Source organism: Microbacterium sp. E-13 (assembly GCF_049912955.1).
GTDB lineage: Bacteria > Actinomycetota > Actinomycetes > Actinomycetales > Microbacteriaceae > Microbacterium.
On the sequence record NZ_CP183973.1, the window covers coordinates 3092834 to 3112804 of the forward strand.

The window sequence follows — 19971 nt, forward strand, 5'->3', positions numbered from 1 at the left end:
GCCCCACGGGAGGGCGAACGGCGGCTCAGGGCCTCCTACTGCGTGACGTCGGCGCCGAAGTACTTTTCGCTGATCTCTGCGAGCACGCCCTCTTCGCGCAGCTCGGCCAGAGCGCCGTCGATCGCCTCGACCAGCGCGCCCTTGTCCTTCGTGAACGCGAACGCGCTGAGACCCGGCTCGTCGGTCTCGGCGGCGATCTTCAGGCCCGTGGGGCCTTCGCTCTTCTCGTAGTCGAGGAAGGTCAGCTCGTCGTTGATCGTCGCGTCGACACGTCCCTGCTGAAGGAGCGCGACCGCCTGAGCCCAGCCCTCGACGGCCTCGACGGTGGCCCCGCTCTCCTGAGCGAGCTCGTACCAGTTGCTCGTGAGCGACTGCGCCGTCGTCTTGCCGGCGAGGTCGTCGAAGCTCGTGATGGAGTCGTCGTCCTCCGGCACGACGATCACGCCCGGCGAGACGGTGTAGGGCTCGCTGAAGAGGTACTTCTCCTCGCGCTCGGGGTTGATCGACACCTGGTTGCCGATCACGTCGAAGCGGCCGGCGTCGAGGCCGGCGAAGATGGCGTCCCACTGCGTCTCCTGGAACACGACCTCGAGACCGAGCTTGTCGGCCACCGCCTCGGCGATCTCGACGTCGAAGCCGACCAGATCGCCCGAGTCGTCGTGGAACGAGAACGGCCGGTAGGTGCCCTCGGTGGCGACCGTGAGCGTGTTCGCGGTGACGAGGCCGTAGTCGTCGCCTTCGGCGCTGGCGGACGGAGCGGCGGAGCCGCCACTGCTGCACGCCGTCAAGGCGACGGCGGCGGCGGCGGTGAGAACGAGGGCGGTGATGCGACGTGACATGTGAATTCCTGGAGTGGGGCTGTGTGAGGTCCGGCACGAAAGGCCGACTGTCCAGTACAACACGGCCGCGGACGAGCCGGGCCGTCGCGTTGCGGATTGTTGCCCGCCGCCTCAGCCGGGAAGACCCGCCGCGAGCTCGGCGAACACGTCGGACGCGTCGTCGAGCCGCGCCAGACCGGCAGCCTGACCCGCCCACAGCGAGACCAGATCGCCGTCGCCGCGCTTGCCGGCCTCCGCCCGGAACTGCCCCGTCAGCCAGTTCTGCGCGGGGAACGGGGCGATGATTCCTGCGGCCTCGATCTCGCGCATCGCGCGATTCGGGATGCCGCGGGCCAGGCGCCCGCTCAGGGCGCGCGTGAGAACGGTGGCGGTGTCGGCGGCGCTCCGGATCGCCTCCCGGTGCGCATCGGTGGCCGCGGACTGCCGTGTGCGGAGGAACGCCGAGCCCACCTGCACCCCCGATGCGCCGAGCGCGAACGCCGCCGCGACGCCGCGACGATCGGCGATGCCGCCTGCGGCGATCACCGGAGCGCCGACCGCGTCGACGACCTGCGGCACGAGTGCGAACGTGCCGACGAGCGACTGCTCGGCCGGTCGCAGGAACGACACCCGGTGACCGCCGGCTTCGGCGCCGGTCGCGACGATCGCGTCGACCCCTGCCGCATCCAGCGCGACCGCCTCGGCGACGCTGGTGGCAGTGCCGATGACACGGATGTCGCGGCTGTGGGCCGCCGCGATCAGGCGCTCGGTCGGCACGCCGAAGACGACGCTCAAGGCTGCGGGCGCGGCATCCAGCACCGCCGTCAACTGCGAGTCGAGGTCGGGCAGGAACTCGATCGGAGGCTCGGGGCGCGCGAGACCCAGTTCGTCGAAGAGCGGCGCGGCGGCTTCGATCGCGGGACCGAGGTCGATGTCACCGGGGGTGATCTCGTCGCCCGTGGGCAGCCAGACGTTGACGGCGAACGGGCGCCGCGTCGCGGAGTGCAGCGCCGCGATCGTGTCGCTGATGCGGTCCGCCGAGTATCCGTAGAGGCCGTACGAGCCGAGGCCGCCGGCCTCGCTCACGGCGGCCGTCAGCTCGACCGACGACAGCCCGCCGAAGGGGCCGAGCACGATCGGCGCGTCGATTCCGAAGAGGTCCAGCAGCGTCTTCGACATGCCTCCGACGGTACTCCCACCGCCGTGACCGCGCCCCGTCGTCACCGCGAGACCCACCCCTATTGCTCCACCAGTCACGAACTGTCGTCGCGCGCGGCAGATCGCGACAGGTGAGCAGCCCCACATCGCACCGGGTACGGCGAAGGCCCCACCCGAGACGGGCGGGGCCTTCGGCGACTCTGAATCGCTGAGCTGCGTCGGAGCGTCAGACGAGCGCGTTGACGTCCAGCGGGATGCCGGGGCCGAACGTGGTCGACACGGCACCCTTCTGCACGTAACGGCCCTTCGAGCTCGACGGCTTGAGGCGGATGATCTCCTCCAGCGCGGCCTTGAGGTTCTCGTCGAGCTGGTCGGCCGTGAACGAGGCCTTGCCGACGACGAAGTGCACGTTGGCGTGCTTGTCGACGCGGAACTCGATCTTGCCGCCCTTGATCTCCTCGACAGCCTTGGCCGGGTTCGGGGTCACGGTGCCGGTCTTGGGGTTGGGCATGAGGCCACGGGGGCCGAGCACCTTACCCAGGCGACCGACCTGGCCCATGAGCTCGGGCGTCGCGACGGCCGCGTCGAACGCGGTCCAGCCGCCGGCGACCTTCTCGATGAGCTCGGCGCCGCCGACCTCGTCCGCACCAGCGGCGATCGCGGCCTCAGCGGCCGGACCCGTCGCGAACACGATGACGCGGGCGGTCTTGCCCGTGCCGTGCGGGAGGATGACGGTGCCGCGCACCATCTGGTCGGCCTTGCGCGGGTCGACCGAGAGCTTGAGGGCGACCTCGACGGTGGAGTCGAACTTCGTCGAACCGGTCTCCTTCGCCAGGGCGACAGCCTCGCTCGGAGTGTAGAACTTGTCCGCCTCGATCTTGGCGGCAGCAGCCTTGAAGGCCTTGGACTTGGTAGCCATGATTACTCTTCCCCTCAGTCCTCGACCGTGATGCCCATGGAACGGGCGGTGCCGGCGATGATCTTCGAGGCGGCCTCGAGGTCGTTCGCGTTCAAGTCGGGCTGCTTCGTCTCGGCGATCTGGCGCACCTGCTCCTTGGTGAGCTTGGCGACCTTGACCGTGTGAGGCGTCTTGGAGCCCTTCTGGACGCCCGCAGCCTTCTTGATCAGCTCAGCGGCCGGCGGGGTCTTCAGGATGAACGTGAAGCTGCGGTCCTCGTAGACGGTGATCTCCACGGGGATGACGTTGCCGCGCTGCGACTCCGTCGCGGCGTTGTACGCCTTGCAGAACTCCATGATGTTGACGCCATGCTGACCGAGCGCGGGGCCGATCGGCGGCGCCGGGTTGGCTGCACCGGCGTTGATCTGAAGCTTGATCAGGCCGGTCACCTTCTTCTTCGGTGCCATTCCTTTTCCTTTCATCGAGCGGATGCCTCGCAGCATCCGTTCTCCCGCGAATCCGGCCGTTCCGGACCGCGGTGTCGATCGCGCGCGCTCAGCGCACGCGCAAACCTGCTGAGTCTACCAGGCGGCGCCTGGGTCTCGGCTCGCTACAGCTTGGTGACCTGGTCGAACGAGAGCTCCACCGGCGTCTCGCGCTCGAAGAGCGAGACGAGGACGGTGAGCTTGCCGCTCTCGGGCTTGATCTCGCTGATCGTGCCGGGCAGGCCCGCGAACGAGCCCTCCTTGATCGTGATGGTCTCGCCCACCTCGAAGTCGACCTCGGCGGGGATGACGCGAGCCGCGGCCGCTGCGCCCTTCTTGGCCGCACCACCCTTGGCGCCGGCGACCTCCTTGACCTCCACCAGGCTCTTCAGCATGTTGAAGGCCTCTTCGAAGCGCAGCGGCGTCGGGTTGTGGGCGTTGCCGACGAAGCCGGTCACGCCGGGCGTGTGACGCACGACCGACCAGGTGTCTTCGTTGAGCTCCATGCGCACGAGCACGTAGCCGGGGATCCGGACGCGCGTGACCATCTTGCGCTGACCGTTCTTGATCTCGACGACGTCCTCCATCGGGACCTCGATCTGGTAGATGTCCTCCTCGACCTCGAGCGTCGACTTGCGCTGCTCGATGTTGGCCTTCACCTTGCGCTCGAAGCCGGCGTAGGAGTGGATGACGTACCACTTGCCCGGGAGGCTGCGCAGCTCGGTGCGGAAGGCCTCGTACGGGTCCTCGTCCTCGTCGGCCTCTGCGTGCTCGGGCGCCTCGGCGGCATCAGCGGGAGAGACGGATGCCTCGACCTCGTCGACGACGCCGGCGGCAGCATCCACCGCCTCGACGAAGTCCTCGTCGAGGACGGGCTCGTCCTCGTCGCCGTTCACGTCGGGGCCGTCGTACGGTGTCACCTCGTCGGCGGCCTCGGCCTCGCGCTCGGCGACCTCCTCCGCGATGGAGTCGTTGATCACCTCGGCGGCCGCCTCGGTCTCTGCCGTCTCGTCAAGATTGAGAGCGTCGTTCACGATCGCGTCCGCCTCCGGGTCGTCGATGTCGATGTCGTCCAGGTCGGCGTCGTCCTCGTCGACCTCGTCGACGATGTGGATCGCCGCGTGCTCGGCGGCCTCCGCGGAGCGCTCCTCGGCAGCCAGGACGTTGCCTTCCTGCGCCTCGTCGTCCTCCGAGGACTGCTCGGCGGCCGTCGCCCAATCAGCGTCGTCGAGATGTCTTTCAGTCACGTGAGTTCTCTTCCGTTCCGTCCGCTGCCGGACCTCAGGTCCGCCCGTGTCGTGGCCCGCTGCGAGCGCGAGCGCTCGGGATCAGGCGCCGGGCACTCCGAAGACGTACGACGTGATCCACACGAACAGCACGTCCAGGCCATAGACGAGCGCCATCATCACGACGACGAAGCCCAGCACCACCGCCGTGTACTTCAGCAGCTCCTGGCGCGTCGGCGTGACGACCTTGCGGAGCTCGGCGAAGACCTGACGGACGAACAGGGCGATGCGAGCGAAGACGTTCAGCTTCTTCTCGCGGGGTGCGGTCGTCCCCTCTGCGGAGACCACCTCGCCCTTCGGCTCGTCCTGAACCATCGATGCCACCTGATTACCTTCCGTGAGCCGGCAGGAGCCGGCCGCACATTTTCCTATCAACGCAGGGTTTCCCTACGACCGGAGCCATGTCACCGGTATTGCGCTGACGCGCAGGGCGGACAGGAATCGAACCTGCAACCTGCGGTTTTGGAGACCGCTGCTCTGCCAATTGAGCTACCGCCCTAGAGACCCGGAGGTCTCTGAAACCCGCACTCCTCCCCTCTCACCGCGGCTTGAGGAGCCGCGCCCGGATGGTGGGCACGGCGAAAGAATGCAGACTTCAACTGCACGATCCAGTGTACGGCATGCCCGCAGGACCCGCGAACCCACCCGGGCCCCGCGCATGCGCAACGGAGCGTCAGTACTGCTGCACGCCGTAGCGGTCGGGCTCCTCGCCGCGGTCGAACGCCCGCCCCGTGACGGCCGTCGGCTCGACGCGCACGTAGGTGTACTTCAGCGTGGGGATCCACGGCTTGAGGCCCAGCCCGTCGGCGCGCTGCACGTCGGCGGAGCGGTCGAGCGGGTGCGCGCGGCCGCGCAGGATCACGCTCCACGCGTCGGTCTCGGTGTGGTCGTCGACCTCGAAGAGCACCTCGTCGTTGACGGTCAGCTCGAACAGCTTGCTCCCCTGAGCCGTGCGGAACAGGACGCTCTCGCCGTCGACCATGTAGTTCACGGGGAAGATGTCGAGCACGTCGCCGACGCGGGTGACGAGGCGCCCGAGCTCCTGCCCGCGAAGGCGCTCCCAGCACTGCTCGTCGGTGAGCGAGACGACGGGGTCGGTTGTGTCTGCCATGCCTCCATCCTGGCGCTCGCGCCCGTTCCGCGCACCCCTCTGCGGGCGGCGTTAGCATTCCGGCATGACCCTCGCACAGCCCCGGCTCGACGAGCTCTGGGACTTCGCCGAACCCGCCGCCTCCGAGGCGCGCATGCGCGCCGCTGCCGAGCAGGAGACGGATGCCCCGACCCGTGCCGAGCTCGAGACGCAGGTCGCGCGAGCCCTCGGTCTGCAAGAGCGGTTCGACGAGGCCGATGCGATCCTGGACGCCGTGTCGGTCGAGGATGCCGCCGTCGCTGCGCGAGCCGCCCTCGAGCGCGGCCGGGTGCGGAACTCGGCGGGCGACGCCGAGGCGGCCGTCGCATACTTCCTCGCGGCGGTGGATGCGGCATCCGGAGCAGGCCTGACATTCCTCCAGGTCGACGCCCTGCACATGCTCGCCATCACCGACCCCGACCAGGCAGAGCACTGGACGGACACCGCACTGGGCCTGCTCGACGGGGTCGACGACGCCCGGACACTCCGCTGGCGCGTCTCGCTGCACAACAACGCCGGCTGGGCGCACCTGGACGCCGGACACGTCGCCGACGCGATCACCTCGTTCGAAGCGGCACGGGATGCCGCGACCCGGTGGGGCACGCCGCAGCAGGTGCAGTGGGCCGATGAGGCCCTCGCCGAGGCCCGTGAGGCGGCCGGCATGGCCGGACTCCCGGCACAGCGCGCTCACGACAGAGGAGATCTGCACATCAGCGGATGATCCCGCTTCGCGGGTCCGCGGTTGCGCAGATCTCCTCAGATACCGCGGCCTCAGGCGCCGATGCGGATCAGCTTCTTGTTGACGAACTCGTCGGCAGCGAGCAGGCCCATCTCGCGCGAGGTGCCCGAGCGCTTCACGCCGCCGAACGGCAGGCCCGGCTCGTCGGCGAGCACGACGTTGACGTACACCATGCCGGCGTCGATCTTGTCGGCGATGCGCTGGGCCTGCTCCTGGTCGGTCGTGAAGACGTACGACCCCAGGCCGAAGCTGGTGTCGTTCGCGAGGGCGACGGCGGCGTCCTCGTCAGCCACCTTGTAGACGACGCCCACGGGTCCGAAGAACTCCTCGCGGTAGGCGTCCATGTCGCTCGTGACGTCGGTGAGCACCGTGCCCGGGTAGAACGCGCCGTCGCGCGTGCCGCCGGCGACGAGCTTCGCGCCCTGCGCGACGGCTCTGTCCACCTGCTCGGCGAGACGCTCGGCCGCCGTCAGCGACGACAGCGGACCGAGGACGGTGTCGTCCGCGAAGGGATCGCCGACCTTCGCCTCCGACATCTTGGCGGTGAACTTCTCGAGGAACTCGTCGTACAGGCCGTCCACCACGATGAACCGCTTCGCGGCGTTGCAGGACTGGCCCGTGTTGTCGAGGCGCGCGTCCACGGCCGCCTGCACGGCGGCGTCGAGGTCGTCGGTCGACAGGAGGATGAACGGGTCGGAGCCGCCGAGCTCGAGCGCCACCTTCTTCAGGTTGCGGCCGGCGATCTCGGCCACGGCGGCGCCGGCGCGCTCCGAGCCGGTCACCGAGACGCCCTGCACCCGTCGGTCGGCGATGATGGCCGCCGCCTGTTCGTTGGTGGCGTAGACGTTCGTGTACACGCCCTCGAGGCCGGCGTCGGCATAGATCGCGGCGATCGCGGCGGCCGACTCGGGGCACTGCGGCGCGTGCTTGAGCAGGATCGTGTTGCCCACGACGATGTTGGGAGCCGCGAACCTCGCGACCTGGTAGTACGGGAAGTTCCAGGGCATGATGCCGAGCAGCACCCCGAGGGGCGTGCGGCGGATGACCGCGGTGCCCTCGCCGTCGATGTCGATCGGCTGGTCGCCGGTGATCTTCTCGGCATGGTCGGCGTAGTACTCGGTGATGTCTGCGGCGAAATCGACCTCGCCGAGCGCCGCTTCCAGCGGCTTGCCCATCTCGCGCACGATGATGGCGGCGAGGTCGTCACGGCGCTCGCGGTGCAGCTCCGCGACCTTGCGGATGCGCGCCGCGCGCTCGGCGACCGGCTGGTCGCGCCACCTGCGGTAGGCGGCATCCGCTTCCGCGATGGCGGTCTCGAGCTCCTCGTCGGTGATGTTCGGGTACGTGGCCAGGGTCTCTCCCGTTGCCGGGTTCACGACGGCGTAGTCGGTCATGCTTCCTCTCCGATCGGATGGATTGGGGACAGTCTGCCCGTCAACGGCGGGCGCGTCGAAGGCTTTCGGGAGCGTCGATACTGAGTGTCTCGCCGCGGAAGAACGCCGGACGCTTGATCGCCTGCCAGATCATGATCACGACGCCCGCGAGGATCACGACCACGCCCAGCACGAACACGAGGCCGAGGCCCCCGATGCTCGAGCCGCTGCCGTAGTCCGGGTCCATCGAGTCGATGAGCGTCGTGACGAACAGCACCGCGAGGATCGCGCCGCCGACGAGCGGGAACAGGAACGTGAAGAAGAAGCTGCGCACGGAGTCGAACCACTGCTTGCGGAAGTACCAGACGCAGGCGAACGCGGTGAGGCCGTAGTAGAAGCAGATCATCATGCCGAGAGACAGGATCGTGTCGGTGAGGACGTTCTCGCTGATCACGCGCATCACGGCGTAGAAGACCGAGGCCACCACGGCCGAGACGACCGTCGCGTAGCCCGGCGTGAAGAACCGTGGGCTCACCTGGGCGAACTTCGCCGGCAGCGCGCCGTAGTGCCCCATGGCGAGCAGCGTGCGCGCAGGGCCCACCGCCGTCGACTGCAGCGACGCGGCCGAGCTCGACAGCACCGCCAGCGACACGAGGAACGCGAGCGGGCCGAGGATCGGGTCGGACAGCGCGAAGAAGACGTTCGCGGAGATGTCCTCGTTCGCCAGGCCCAGCGGGCCGTCGCCCACGCCCGCGAACATGATGAGGCCGATCGAGAGCAGCAGGTAGAGCGACACGACGATCACGACCGTCAGCATGGCCGCGCGGCCGGGGGTCTTCGCGGGGTTCTTGGTCTCCTCGTTCATGGTGAGCACGACGTCCCAGCCCCAGAAGATGAAGATCGACAGCGACAGGCCTGCGGCGAAGGCGCTGAACGTGGGCACCTCGAACGGATTGAACCACGACCACGAGAACGCCGTCGGGTCGGGCGCATCGCCCGACACCGCCTTGACGATGGCCACCACGGCGAAGAGCACGAGCACGGCGACCTGGAACGTCACCAGGATGTACTGGAACTTCTGCGTCGTCTGCATGTCGCGGTACGAGATGAGCGTCGCGCCCAGCATGAACAGGAGACACACGACCACGTTGACGAACGGGTTGAACGCGAGGTCCGCGATCTCGGGGTTGTTGCTCAGCTGGGAGATCAGCAGGAACAGGAACTCCACCGCGATGCCGGCGAGGTTCGACAGCACGATGACGGTGGCGGCGACGAGGCCCCAGCCGGTCATCCAGCCGATCCACGGGCCGAAGGCCCGCACGCCCCACGTGAAAGAGGTTCCCGAGTCCGGCATGGCCCGGTTGAGCTCGCGATAGCCGAACGCCGTCAGCAGCATCGGGATGAAGCCGACGAGGATGATCGCGGGCACCTGCGTGCCCACCACCGACACGGTCGGCCCGAGCGATGCGGTGAGCGTGTAGGCCGGAGCGATGGTCGAGACGCCGATGACGACGGCTCCGAGCACGCCGACGGCGCCGGCGCTCAGGCCCTTCTTGGACAGTTCACCGGCGTGCGCGCCGGTCGACGGGGCCAGCGACGCTGCGCCGCGGGTCTCTGAAGCGCTCATCAGCGTGCGCCTTTCTTGCCGCGCGTGCGGGGCACGACGACCATGGGTACGGGAAGCTCGTGCAGCATCTTCGCCGCCGTCGAGCCGAGGAAGAGGCGGCGGCGCCGGGCGAGCCGGCTCGAACCGACCACCGCGAGCTCGCCGGGCTCCCAGGTCAGGTGCGAGACGGCATCCTCGACGCTGTCGCCGAGACCGACGACCGCGTCGGTGTCGATGTCGTTCGGGAGGGCGGCCCGCACGTGCACGAAGACGTCGTCCGCGTGCCGGGCGCCGAACTCCATCGCCTCGAGGCTGGGCGGCAGGTCGACCGCGGCAAGTGAGAGCAGCCGCAGGCGCGCTCCCGTCGCGGCGGCGAGGGCGACGCTCTCCTCCAGCAGGACGTCGGCGCCGGGACGCGTGCCGATCGCGGCGGTGATCCGCGTGATGCCCGTCGACGGCTCGAGGCGGCGCGAGCCCTCGGGCGCGAGCACGACCGGCACGTCCGAGGAGTGCAGCAGCTCCGTCGCCACCGTGCCGAGACGGTGGCGGCCGTGGAGTCCGCCGTTGGCGGCGCCGACGACGATGTGGGATGCCCCGAGCTCGTGTGCGGCGAGGATCAGGCCCTCTGCGAACGAATCGCCGAAGCGCACGTGCGCGGCGTGGGCCACGGTATCCGGAATAGATGCCGATGCCTCGCCGAGCCACGCCTCCGCCTGCGTCACGAGGAAGCGGTCGTAGCCGGCGTCCGGCGGGGTGATGACGCTGCGGTCCTCGGCGGGGAGCACCAGCACCAGGTCGAGCGGGGCGTCCATGGCCGCGGCCAGGCGGCTGCCGAGGGCGACCGCGTCCTCCCCGGTGTCGGTCGCCGTGTAGCCGACGACGATGCGCGTGCTCACCGGTGGGCCGCCTCGACGATGTTCGCCGCGACCAGGCGCCCCATGCGGATCGCGCCGTCGACGTGCTGATACCCCGAGCCGGCCATGTCGCTGCATGCGAAGTGGATCGGACCCACGGGCGTGCGGAGGTCCGCGCCGTAGCGGGCGAGGCCGCCGAGGTCGAAGCTCGCGGCGTAGGCACCGCGCGTCCACTCCTCCGCACCCCAGTCGCTCTCGAAGTAGACGAGCGGGTTCTTGGCCTCGGGGCCGTAGTAGTGCGACAGCGACTCGAGGATGCGCTCCTTGCGCTCCTCGGCCGAGACGCGGAAGAGGTCGTCGGCGTTGCGGTCCGACACGAAGCCGACCAGGGTGCCGCGCTCGTCGCCGTGGTTGGTGTTGTCGTATGCCTCGTGCGAGACCTCGTACGGGCTGAACGCCGTGCCCGACAGGCCCTGCTCGCGCCAGAACGGGCGGTCGTACACCGCGTGCACCTTGATCACGAAGCCCATGGAGATGTGCTGGTGCATCTGCTGCTTGAGGCGTGGGAGCGCGGGCACGAACTCGATCCACGGATAGAGGATCGGCGCGTGCGCGAGGATGACGAAGCGCGCGCGGACCTCGAGTCCGTTGTCGGTGACCACCCGCACCCCGGTCTCCGATCCCTCCGACCCGTCGCTCCAGTGCACCTCGGTGACCGGCTGGCCCAGGATGACATCGTCGCCGAGCCGCTCGGCGAGCAGCAGCGGCACCTGCTGCAGCCCGCCGACGACACGCTCGTCGAGGATGAAGTCGGCGTCGACCAGGTGCGAGAAGCTGCCGGCGCTGGCCGCCATGAGAAGGGCCTGCAACGCAGAGAACGCGTAGGCGGGCTTGGTCAGCATCGCACCGGCGATGAAGAGGGCGATGTTGTCGCGGGCCTCCTGGTCGTCGGTCTGGGCCTCGAGCCACGCCTCGAACGAGATGCGGTCCAGCTCCTCGGCGTCGGGGTGCTCCCACGGCTTGTCGGGGTCGATCTGGGCCACGAGCCCGTCGAGCACCTCGATGAGGCGCACGATCTCCTTCTCGGTCTCGGGTGCGACCGGGAAGATCTCGCCCGTGAAGCGCGTCAGCTCTCCGTCCTTGCCGATGTAGACGGAGTCGCCCTCGCGGTAGCGGCTGTACGTCTCGAGTCCCAGCTCCGCAAGGGTCTCTTTGAGCGCGTCCTGGTCGGGCGAGACCCACTGGCCGCCGATCTCGAGCATGGCGCCGTCGACGACGTCGGTCCACAGGCGCCCGCCGACCCGGTCGCGCGCCTCGAGCACGACGACCGAGAGGCCGGCCTTCCTCAACTCGTTTGCGGCGGTCGTGCCGGCGGCGCCGGCCCCGACGATGACGACGTCGCGGGTCAGCTCGGTCATTGGGACTCCTTTGTCAGGGGACATGTAGGGGGGACGGATGCTGCGACCGGCGAGGTGCGGCCGGTCGCAGCATCTCCGTCAGTTGGCCGCGAGCGCGGCGGCGACGACGTCGAGGCCCTCGTGGAGCAGGTCGTCGGTGATCGACAGCGGCGGCAGGAAACGGATCACGTTCCCGTAGGTGCCGCACGTGAGCACGATGACGCCCTGTGCGATGGACGCCTTCGCGACCGCGGCGGTGAGAGCGGCATCCGGCTCCCCCGTCGCGGGGTCGACGAACTCGGCCGCGATCATGGCGCCGTGACCGCGCACGTCGCCGACGCGCGGGTCGGCGGACTGCAGCTCCTGCAGGCGGCCCTTGAGGACGGCCTCGATCTCGCGGGCGCGCTCGAGCATTCCGTCATTCTCGAAGACGTCGATCGCGGCGATCGCCGCGGCACAGGCGATCGGGTTGCCGCCGTACGTGCCGCCGAGGCCACCCGCGTGCGAGGCATCCATGATCTCGGCTCGGCCCGTCACGGCCGCCAGCGGGAGTCCGCCGGCGATGCCCTTGGCCGTCGTGATCAGGTCGGGAACGATCCCGAACACCTCGCTCGCGAACATCTTCCCCGTGCGGGCGAAGCCGGTCTGGATCTCGTCGGCGATGAACACCACGTTGTTGGCGCGGCACCACTCCACGAGCGCGGGCAGGTACCCGTCGGCCGGGACGATGAAGCCGCCCTCGCCCTGGATGGGCTCGATGATGATCGCCGCGAGGTTGTCGGCGCCGACCTGCTTCTCGATCATCGAGATGGCCTTCTTGGCGGCCTCGGGACCGGTCAGGCCGTCGCGGTACGGGTACGACAGGGGCGCGCGGTAGATCTCGCTCGCGAACGGCCCGAAGCCGTGCTTGTACGGCATCGACTTGGCGGTGAGCGCCATCGTGAGGTTCGTGCGGCCGTGGTAGCCGTGGTCGAACGCGACGACCGCGGGCTTGCCGGTGTACTTGCGGGCGATTTTGACGGCGTTCTCCACCGCTTCGGCGCCCGAGTTGAACAGCGCGCTCTTCTTGGCGTGGTCGCCCGGCGTGATGCGGTTGAGCGCCTCGGCGACCGTCACGTATGAGTCGTAGGGAGCGATCATGAAGCACGTGTGGGTGAACTGGGCGACCTGCTCCTGCACGGCTGCGACGACCTTCGGGTGCGAGTTGCCGACGGTGGTGACGGCGATGCCCGAGCCGAGATCGATGAGCGAGTTGCCGTCGGCGTCGACGATGACGCCTCCGCCCGCCGCCACGGCGTGAACCGGCGCCGTGTGGCCGACGCCCGCGGCGACGGCTGCGGCCTTGCGGTCCAGCAGCTCCTGGGATCGCGGGCCCGGGATGCTGGTGACCAGGCGGCGCTCCTGGGGAAGGGTGGGACCGCCGAGGGGTGTCCCTGCCGGAAGGAATGTGCTCTGCGTGTCGGCTGCGCTGCTCATGGAGGGGAGCGTATGCGGCGGCGATCGCGGCCCGCACCCGCCCGGACGTACATTCTGTCGACGGCACTGTACGGGTCGTACACTCGACCATCATGGACGCCGACGCCCCCACTCTCCGCTCCCTCCTCGCCCGGAGAGATCTGCGCCTGTCGCTCGCCGCCGATGATCTGGAGCCGGCGGCGCTGGACCGTGCGATCCGCTGGGTGCACAGCTCCGATCTGGCCGACCCGACCCCGTTCCTGTCGGAGGGGCTCGTGCTCCTCACCACCGGCACGCAGTTCCCGCCGGGCGACGACGCCGACGCCGCGGCGGCGTGCCGGGCGTATGTCCGTCGGCTGGCCACCCGGGGGGTGGTGGGCCTCGGCTTCGGCACCGAGGTCGTGCGCGACGGCATCCCGCCGGCGCTCGTCGAGGCGTGTCGCGACGAGCGCATCCCGCTCTTCGAGGTGCCCTACCGCACGCCGTTCATCGCGGTCGCCCGTGCCAACGCGGAGGCGATCGCCGCCGAGGCGTACGCGCGGCGCAGCTGGGCGCTGGCGGCGCAGCGCGCGATCGCACTGGCCGCGCTTCGCCCCGATGGGCTCGGCGCGACGGTCGCCGAGCTGGCGAAGCAGCTCGACACCTGGGTGGGCATGTACGACGCCGCCGGCGAGCTGGCCCGGGAGCACCCGGCCGGCGGCCTGGACGCCGAGACCGCCGGGGAGCTGCAGCGCGAGGTCACGGGTGTGCTGCATCGCGGCGCGCGCGCCGGGTCGTCACTGCGCATCGGCGACACCCCGTTCTCGTTGCAGACCCTCGGGCGCGGAGGGCACCTGCGCGGCGTCATCGCGATCGCGGCGGGCGACCTCGACCAGGAGGGCCGGGTCGTCGTGACGGCCGTCATCGCGATGGCGGGTCTGGCGCTCGAGCAGCAGCAGGGGCTCGGCCGGGCGCGCAGCGCGCTGCGCGCCGGCCTCGTGCAGTCACTGATGACCGGCGACCCCGCGCTGGCCCGCCGCACCTCGCGTGAACTGTGGGGGCCGTTGCCGTCGGCACCGGTCGTGGTGGGGCTGACGGATGCTGCCGCCGCAAGGGTCGACGGCATCGCGGAGCTGCTGGAGCTCTGGGCGCACGAGAAGCGCGGGGCGCTGTTCTTCGGGCGCGCGGAGGACGGTCTGGTGCTCGTCGTGCCGGCCGACGACCGCTCGATCATCCACGAGCTCGCCGACCGCTTCGACGTGCGGATCGGGCTCTCGGATGCGGCCGGCTACGACGCGTTCGGCGCCGCCGTCGGCCAGGCCCGCGTCGCGCGGGACCGCGGCTTCGGCGCGGTGACCGAGTTCGCCGAGGTCTCCCATGCCGGCGTGCTGTCGGCACTCACCGACGAAGCCCGCGCGCTCGCGCGCGCCGAGCTGGCGCCGCTGTACGACCACGATGCCGGGCAGGGCACGCACCTCGTCGAGACGCTCCAGGTCTGGCTCGACGAGGACTGCTCGCACGAGGCATCCGCCCAGTCACTGGGTGTGCACCGCCACACGGTGCGCACGCGACTCGCCCTCATCGAGCGGGTGCTGGGCCGCGACCTGTCGTCGTTCGCGACGCGCGCCGAGCTGTGGGCGGCGCTGCGCGCCCTCGGGCCGTCGGCCTGATCGCACGGAGCGTCCCGGTGGGCGCCGCTCCCCGGGCTCGGATGTTCTCAGAACCCCGATGAACTTCCGGCTCACACAGCACTACCCGTGTGAACCGGAAGTTCATCGGCGAAAACGGGCACACGGCCGGTCCGGGTCGGCCGTGTCTTCGCGACACTCCGTGTCTCCGCGCCCGCCGCCGCACCCGGCAGGATGGGCGCATGACAGACTCCGCTGCACCCAACGGCGAGGTGTCGTGGTGGTGGCGCAGCCTCGGCGGCACGCCCGCCCCGCGCGCCCCTCTGCCCGGCGACCTCGACGCCGACGTCGCGATCGTGGGCGCAGGCTACACGGGCCTCTGGACCGCCTACTACCTGAAGACCCGGCAGCCCGACCTGCGCGTGGTGCTGCTCGAACAGCGGTTCGCCGGCTTCGGGGCCTCCGGGCGCAACGGCGGGTGGCTCACGAACACCGTCACCGGCGGCCGCGAGCGCTACGCCGAGTCACACGGAAGGGACGCGGCGAACGCGCACCAACGCGCGCTGAACGACTCCGTCGACGAAGTCATCGCCGTCGCCGCGCGCGAGGGGATCGACGCCGACATCGTCAAAGGGGGCGAGTTCGGCGTCGCCCGCACACCGGCGCAGCTGGCTCGCCTGACGGCGAGCGCGACGGCGGAGCAGTCGTGGCCGCACACCGATGTGGAGGTGCTGGATGCCGAGGCCGCAGCATCCCGCATCCGCATCGCCGGCGCGCTCGGCGCCCTCTGGCATCCGCACTGCGCCCGCCTGCATCCGGCGAAGCTCGTGCGCGGTCTCGCCGAGACCGTCGAACGCCTGGGCGTTCCCATCTACGAGCAGACGCACGTGCGGGAGATCTCCCCGGCCCGAGCGATCACCGACCGCGGCACCGTGCGTGCCGCGCACGTGCTCCGCGCCACCGAGGGCTTCACGGCCGACCTCCGCGGAGAGCACCGCACGTGGCTGCCGATGAACTCGTCGATGATCGTCACCGAGCCGCTGCCGACGGCCTTCTGGGACGCCGTGGGCTGGAGCGGCCGGGAGACCCTCGGCGACTTCGCGCACGTGTACATGTACGCGCAGCGCACCGCCGACGATCGCATCGCCTTCGGTGGGCGCGGCGTGCCCTACCGCTACGGCTCGCGCGTCGACACCGACGGACGCACCCAGGAGCGCACGATCGCGTCGTTGACGAGACTCCTCCAGGAGTTCTTTCCGGAGGCCGCATCCCCGCCGGTCGCGCACGCCTGGGCGGGCGTGCTCGGGGTGCCGCGCGACTGGGCCGCGACCGTCGTGCACGACCGTTCCACGGGGCTCGGGTGGGCGGGCGGATACGTCGGCACGGGTGTCACGGCGACCAACCTCGCCGGCCGAACGCTGGCCGACCTGGTGCTCGAGCACGACACCGAACTCACGCGACTCCCCTGGGTGGGCCACCGCGCGCGGCGCTGGGAACTCGAACCGCTGCGCTGGACGGCCGTCAACGCGATCTACACCGCCTACCGGATGGCCGACCGGGTCGAGGCATCCGTCTCATCCGACCGCACGGCGTGGCCCGCGCACGTGGCGGACGTCGTCGCCGGCCGCCACTGACCCTGCGTTCTCCGGATCAGGAGATCTGCCCCACGCAGGACAACGCGCGCGAAAACGTCCTGCCTACGCCAGATCTCCTGATCTCGGACACGGGCGATGGGGCGGGGCGCTGTGGCTCAGCGCGGGGCGTGGGACTCCAGGAACTCGTACAGGTCGGTGGTGTCGACGCCCGGGAAGGCGCCGGTGGGCAGGGTGGCGAGCAGGGTGCGCGGGGTGCGCACGTTCGGCCAGGACTGCTCGCGCCAGGATGCCTCGAGCTCGGCGGGAGCACGGCGGCAGCACGCCTCGACCGAGTGCTTCGACACGCCACGGTTGGGAGTGTCGCGACCCAGGAACCACCGGGTGTCGTCGAATCGGACGCCGACCGACACCGAGTGCGCTCCCTCGCTCGACAGCTCCACGCGGGCCGTGCACCAGTAGGTGCCGTTTCCGGTGTCGGTGTACTGGTAGTACGGGTTGAAGTGGTCGTCGACGTCGAACACGACCCGTGAGGTCCACTTGCGACAGCACATCTGCCCCTCGATCGCGCCCAGGCGATCGGTCGGGAAGTTGACGTCGTCGTTCTCGTAGACCTTCGTGATGACGCCCGACTCGTGGACCTTGAGAAAGTGCACGGGCAGTCCGAGGTGCACGGTCGCGAGGTTGGTGAAACGGTGGGCGGCCGTCTCGTACGACACGGAGTACGCGTCGCGGAGGTCTTCGATCGAGATGGAGCGGTCCTTCTTCGCCTCCTGGAGGAACGGCACCGCGTGCGCCTCGGGAATGAGGAGCGCCCCGGTGAGGTAGTTCGTCTCGACGCGCTGCCGCAGGAACTCGGCGTACGACGTCGGCTCGCGATGCCCCAGGATCCTGCTCGACAGCGCCTGGAGCACCGCCGTGCGCGGGTCGCCCTTGGTCGTCAGCCGGCTCGACAGGTAGAGGCGCCCGTTCTTGATGTCGGCGACCGACCTCGTCGTCTGCGGCAGGTCGGGCACATAGTGCAGGGTGAACCCCAGGTGGGCCGCGATATCCGACGCCGTCCGCTGCGTCAGCGGGCCACCGGGGTGCTCCACGGCGTCCAGGATGGCGCGTGCCTGCTGCTCGAGTTCGGGGAAGTAGTTGTTCTGCGTGCGCATCAGGCGCCGGAGGGCCACGTTGGCGCGCCGCGCCTCCTCTGGCGTGGCGGCGCGCTCGTCGCGCAGCCGCTCGATCTCGCCCTGCAGCGCGAGCATCGCCTTCAGCGCCTCCGTGGGCACCGTCTTGCCGATGCGGAACGGCGGGATTCCGAGCGCCTGGAACGTCTGGCCGCGCATGGCCCGCTCGAGCGAGATCTCGAGGGTCGCGCGCTCGTCGAGCGGCTCCGACTCGAGGATCGCGTCGATCGACGACCCCAGTGCACGCGCGATCGACTGGAGCAGCGTGAGCTTCGGCTCTCGGCGGCCGTTCTCGATCATCGAGAGCTGGCTCGGCGCGCGCTCCACCGCCGCGGCGAGCTCTTCGAGCGTCATGCCGCGGTCGGTGCGGAGCTGCCGGATCCGCCGGCCGATGGTGAGGGGGTCCACCTCATCATCGTCGGGGACTTCAGAAGCGGCATCCCGGGTCAACGTCGTCGTCATGACGCGATTCTGTCACGAAAACAGAAATGTGCGAAAAGTTCACACCCGAATTCGCCGGGTATGCCTGCGAACTTCACCCCAGAGTGGTTGCACGACCTCCACCGATCCACCCAGAACGCGGATCACCGGATGCCTCGTCCCGGCCCACACGCCGGGTGGCGGCATCCGACTCTCAGAACTCCAGAGCTCGCCCACCCGTCACGAAGTGCCACTTGACCCAGCACTTCGTGGCAGGTGAGCAGACCTACACAGGAAGGCAGGGACATGACACCTGCGACCACCACCCCGATGCGCACACGCACTGGCCCCATCCCCACCCAGACCCACGAGCCCGCGATCGAGATCGCCGGGCGCCTCGGACCCCGCTACGACGAGATCCTCACGCCTGAGGCGATCGCGTTCCTCACCGAGCTGCACCACCGGTTCGGCGCCCGCCGTCACGACCGGCTCGCCGACCGCATGCGTCGTCGGTTCGAGATCGGCAACGGGCACGACCCGCAGTTCCGCGACGAGTCACGGCACATCCGCGAGGACGCGGGATGGAAGGTCGCCGGCGCCGGCCCCGGTCTCGAGGACCGCCGCGTCGAGATCACGGGTCCCACCGACCCGAAGATGACCATCAACGCGCTGAACTCCGGCGCGAAGGTCTGGCTCGCCGACCAGGAGGACGCGACCAGCCCCACCTGGAAGAACGTCGTCGAGGGCCAGCTCAGCCTGCGTGACGCGATCCGCGGCGAGCTGTCGTTCACGAGCCCCGAAGGCAAGCGCTACGAGGTCACCGCCACCGAGACGCCGACGATCGTGATGCGCCCGCGCGGGTGGCATCTGCCCGAGCAGCACCTCACCTTCACCGACCGCACCGGCCGCACCATGGCCGCGTCCGGCTCGCTCGTGGACTTCGGCATCTACTTCTTCCACAACGCGCAAGCGCTGATCGCGAACGGCCGGGGCCCGTACTTCTACATCGCCAAGCTCGAGTCGAGCGAGGAGGCGAAGCTGTGGGACGACGTGTTCACGTTCAGCGAGCAGTACGTGAACATCCCGCACGGCACGATCCGCGCGACGGTGCTGATCGAGACGCTCCCCGCGGCGTTCGAGATGGAGGAGATCCTGTTCGAGCTGCGCGACCACTGCGCGGGCCTGAACGCCGGCCGCTGGGACTACATCTTCTCGATCATCAAGAACTTCCGCGGACGCGGAGCCCGGTTCGTGCTGCCCGACCGCAGCGAGGTCACGATGACCGTTCCGTTCATGCGCGCCTACACCGAGCTGCTCGTGAAGACCTGCCACAAGCGCGGCGCCTTCGCCATCGGCGGCATGAGCGCCTTCATTCCGAACCGCCGCGACCCGGAGGTCACCGAGCGGGCCTTCGAGAAGGTCGCCGCCGACAAGAAGCGGGAGGCCGGCGACGGCTTCGACGGCACGTGGGTGGCCCACCCCGACCTCATCCCGGTCGCCCGTGCCGAGTTCGACGCGGTGCTGGGCGAGCGGCCGAACCAGCTCGACCGTCAGCGTCCCGAGGTCGAGGTGCAGGCCGCCGACCTCATCGACGTCCACATCGGCCGCCCCATCACGAAGGCCGGCGTGCACGGCAACGTGTCGGTGGCGATCCGCTACATCGAGGCGTGGCTGCGCGGCCTTGGGGCCGTCGCGATCGACAACCTGATGGAGGATGCCGCCACCGCCGAGATCTCGCGCTCGCAGGTGTGGCAGTGGATCCACCAGGACCAGACGACCGACGACGGCACGGCCATCACCCGCGAGTACATCGAGGGCCTGATCACCGAGGTGCTCGGCGAAGTGGACCGTCACGAGGCCGACCGCTTCGACGACGCCGCCGAGATCTTCCGCGATGTCGCCCTCGGCCAGGAGTTCCCGGCGTTCCTGACGCTGCCGGCGTACTCCCGCTTCCTGACCGAGACCGACTGACGCGGCAT

The 19971-nt window shown here is 69.8% G+C and carries 17 protein-coding genes and 1 tRNA gene; 4 read left to right on the forward strand and 14 right to left on the reverse strand.

The window, feature by feature from the left end:
* Positions 1–35 precede the first annotated feature (35 nt).
* The 8 genes from ACN9MP_RS14330 to ACN9MP_RS14365 all read right to left on the reverse strand — a co-directional run bounded on the left by ACN9MP_RS14330 (position 36) and on the right by ACN9MP_RS14365 (position 5756).
* Positions 36–839, reverse strand: coding sequence for an amino acid ABC transporter substrate-binding protein (locus ACN9MP_RS14330; protein ID WP_426321225.1), 804 nt, complete (start codon positions 837–839; stop codon positions 36–38).
* A gap of 111 nt (positions 840–950) precedes the next feature.
* Positions 951–1997: an NAD(P)H-dependent flavin oxidoreductase gene (locus tag ACN9MP_RS14335; protein WP_426321227.1), complete on the reverse strand. Its 1047-nt coding sequence runs from the start codon at positions 1995–1997 to the stop codon at positions 951–953.
* Positions 1998–2202: 205 nt separating this feature from the next.
* Positions 2203–2895, reverse strand: coding sequence for a 50S ribosomal protein L1 (gene rplA, locus ACN9MP_RS14340; RefSeq protein ID WP_426321229.1), 693 nt, complete (start codon positions 2893–2895; stop codon positions 2203–2205).
* A 14-nt stretch (positions 2896–2909) separates the two neighbouring features.
* Entirely contained in the window at positions 2910–3341 is a 432-nt protein-coding gene (rplK, locus tag ACN9MP_RS14345; protein ID WP_076679785.1) for a 50S ribosomal protein L11, read from the reverse strand.
* 143 nt (positions 3342–3484) lie between these two features.
* Complete coding sequence (nusG, locus tag ACN9MP_RS14350) at positions 3485–4606, reverse strand: transcription termination/antitermination protein NusG (protein ID WP_426321232.1); 1122 nt, start codon at positions 4604–4606, stop codon at positions 3485–3487.
* A gap of 81 nt (positions 4607–4687) precedes the next feature.
* The gene (secE, locus tag ACN9MP_RS14355) at positions 4688–4960 is read right to left on the reverse strand and encodes a preprotein translocase subunit SecE (RefSeq protein ID WP_426326053.1); all 273 of its coding nucleotides are present in this window, start codon (positions 4958–4960) and stop codon (positions 4688–4690) included.
* Between the two features lie 111 nt (positions 4961–5071).
* A tRNA-Trp gene (locus ACN9MP_RS14360) sits at positions 5072–5144 on the reverse strand.
* 174 nt (positions 5145–5318) lie between these two features.
* Positions 5319–5756: a pyridoxamine 5'-phosphate oxidase family protein gene (locus ACN9MP_RS14365; protein ID WP_426321234.1), complete on the reverse strand. Its 438-nt coding sequence runs from the start codon at positions 5754–5756 to the stop codon at positions 5319–5321.
* A gap of 64 nt (positions 5757–5820) precedes the next feature.
* Between ACN9MP_RS14365 and ACN9MP_RS14370 the strand changes: the two genes are divergently transcribed.
* Complete coding sequence (locus ACN9MP_RS14370; protein ID WP_426321236.1) at positions 5821–6495, forward strand: hypothetical protein; 675 nt, start codon at positions 5821–5823, stop codon at positions 6493–6495.
* Between the two features lie 50 nt (positions 6496–6545).
* Here ACN9MP_RS14370 and ACN9MP_RS14375 read toward each other — a convergent pair whose 3' ends face one another.
* The 5 genes from ACN9MP_RS14375 to gabT all read right to left on the reverse strand — a co-directional run bounded on the left by ACN9MP_RS14375 (position 6546) and on the right by gabT (position 13219).
* Positions 6546–7907 (reverse strand): NAD-dependent succinate-semialdehyde dehydrogenase, encoded by a 1362-nt coding sequence (locus tag ACN9MP_RS14375; RefSeq protein WP_426321238.1) that lies wholly within the window; start codon positions 7905–7907, stop codon positions 6546–6548.
* 40 nt (positions 7908–7947) lie between these two features.
* The gene (locus ACN9MP_RS14380; RefSeq protein ID WP_426321240.1) at positions 7948–9513 is read right to left on the reverse strand and encodes an APC family permease; all 1566 of its coding nucleotides are present in this window, start codon (positions 9511–9513) and stop codon (positions 7948–7950) included.
* The gene (locus tag ACN9MP_RS14385; protein WP_426321241.1) at positions 9513–10388 is read right to left on the reverse strand and encodes a universal stress protein; all 876 of its coding nucleotides are present in this window, start codon (positions 10386–10388) and stop codon (positions 9513–9515) included. The genes ACN9MP_RS14380 and ACN9MP_RS14385 overlap by 1 nt, the downstream gene beginning before the upstream one ends.
* Complete coding sequence (locus ACN9MP_RS14390; protein ID WP_426321243.1) at positions 10385–11764, reverse strand: flavin monoamine oxidase family protein; 1380 nt, start codon at positions 11762–11764, stop codon at positions 10385–10387. Before ACN9MP_RS14390 ends, ACN9MP_RS14385 begins: the two co-directional genes overlap by 4 nt.
* A gap of 78 nt (positions 11765–11842) precedes the next feature.
* Positions 11843–13219: a 4-aminobutyrate--2-oxoglutarate transaminase gene (gene gabT / locus ACN9MP_RS14395; RefSeq protein ID WP_426321245.1), complete on the reverse strand. Its 1377-nt coding sequence runs from the start codon at positions 13217–13219 to the stop codon at positions 11843–11845.
* Positions 13220–13311: 92 nt separating this feature from the next.
* Between gabT and ACN9MP_RS14400 the strand changes: the two genes are divergently transcribed.
* Positions 13312–14847, forward strand: coding sequence for a PucR family transcriptional regulator (locus tag ACN9MP_RS14400; RefSeq protein ID WP_426321247.1), 1536 nt, complete (start codon positions 13312–13314; stop codon positions 14845–14847).
* Between the two features lie 200 nt (positions 14848–15047).
* The gene (locus ACN9MP_RS14405; protein ID WP_426321249.1) at positions 15048–16439 is read left to right on the forward strand and encodes an NAD(P)/FAD-dependent oxidoreductase; all 1392 of its coding nucleotides are present in this window, start codon (positions 15048–15050) and stop codon (positions 16437–16439) included.
* Positions 16440–16555: 116 nt separating this feature from the next.
* Here ACN9MP_RS14405 and ACN9MP_RS14410 read toward each other — a convergent pair whose 3' ends face one another.
* A complete protein-coding gene (locus tag ACN9MP_RS14410; RefSeq protein ID WP_426321251.1) occupies positions 16556–18034 on the reverse strand; it encodes a helix-turn-helix domain-containing protein in 1479 nt (492 codons plus the stop codon).
* A 288-nt stretch (positions 18035–18322) separates the two neighbouring features.
* Between ACN9MP_RS14410 and aceB the strand changes: the two genes are divergently transcribed.
* A complete protein-coding gene (aceB, locus tag ACN9MP_RS14415; protein WP_426326055.1) occupies positions 18323–19963 on the forward strand; it encodes a malate synthase A in 1641 nt (546 codons plus the stop codon).
* Positions 19964–19971: the final 8 nt, after the last annotated feature.

Coding starts and splice junctions, on each gene's coding strand:
- ACN9MP_RS14400 (WP_426321247.1), top strand. CDS start 13,312: ATGGACGCCGACGCCCCCACTCTCCGCTCCCTCCTCGCCCGGAGAGAT.
- ACN9MP_RS14330 (WP_426321225.1), bottom strand. CDS start 839: ATGTCACGTCGCATCACCGCCCTCGTTCTCACCGCCGCCGCCGCCGTC.
- secE (WP_426326053.1), bottom strand. CDS start 4,960: ATGGTTCAGGACGAGCCGAAGGGCGAGGTGGTCTCCGCAGAGGGGACG.
- ACN9MP_RS14380 (WP_426321240.1), bottom strand. CDS start 9,513: ATGAGCGCTTCAGAGACCCGCGGCGCAGCGTCGCTGGCCCCGTCGACC.
- ACN9MP_RS14405 (WP_426321249.1), top strand. CDS start 15,048: ATGACAGACTCCGCTGCACCCAACGGCGAGGTGTCGTGGTGGTGGCGC.
- rplK (WP_076679785.1), bottom strand. CDS start 3,341: ATGGCACCGAAGAAGAAGGTGACCGGCCTGATCAAGCTTCAGATCAAC.
- ACN9MP_RS14390 (WP_426321243.1), bottom strand. CDS start 11,764: ATGACCGAGCTGACCCGCGACGTCGTCATCGTCGGGGCCGGCGCCGCC.
- ACN9MP_RS14370 (WP_426321236.1), top strand. CDS start 5,821: ATGACCCTCGCACAGCCCCGGCTCGACGAGCTCTGGGACTTCGCCGAA.
- ACN9MP_RS14375 (WP_426321238.1), bottom strand. CDS start 7,907: ATGACCGACTACGCCGTCGTGAACCCGGCAACGGGAGAGACCCTGGCC.
- ACN9MP_RS14335 (WP_426321227.1), bottom strand. CDS start 1,997: ATGTCGAAGACGCTGCTGGACCTCTTCGGAATCGACGCGCCGATCGTG.
- aceB (WP_426326055.1), top strand. CDS start 18,323: ATGCGCACACGCACTGGCCCCATCCCCACCCAGACCCACGAGCCCGCG.
- gabT (WP_426321245.1), bottom strand. CDS start 13,219: ATGAGCAGCGCAGCCGACACGCAGAGCACATTCCTTCCGGCAGGGACA.
- ACN9MP_RS14410 (WP_426321251.1), bottom strand. CDS start 18,034: ATGACGACGACGTTGACCCGGGATGCCGCTTCTGAAGTCCCCGACGAT.
- rplA (WP_426321229.1), bottom strand. CDS start 2,895: ATGGCTACCAAGTCCAAGGCCTTCAAGGCTGCTGCCGCCAAGATCGAG.
- ACN9MP_RS14365 (WP_426321234.1), bottom strand. CDS start 5,756: ATGGCAGACACAACCGACCCCGTCGTCTCGCTCACCGACGAGCAGTGC.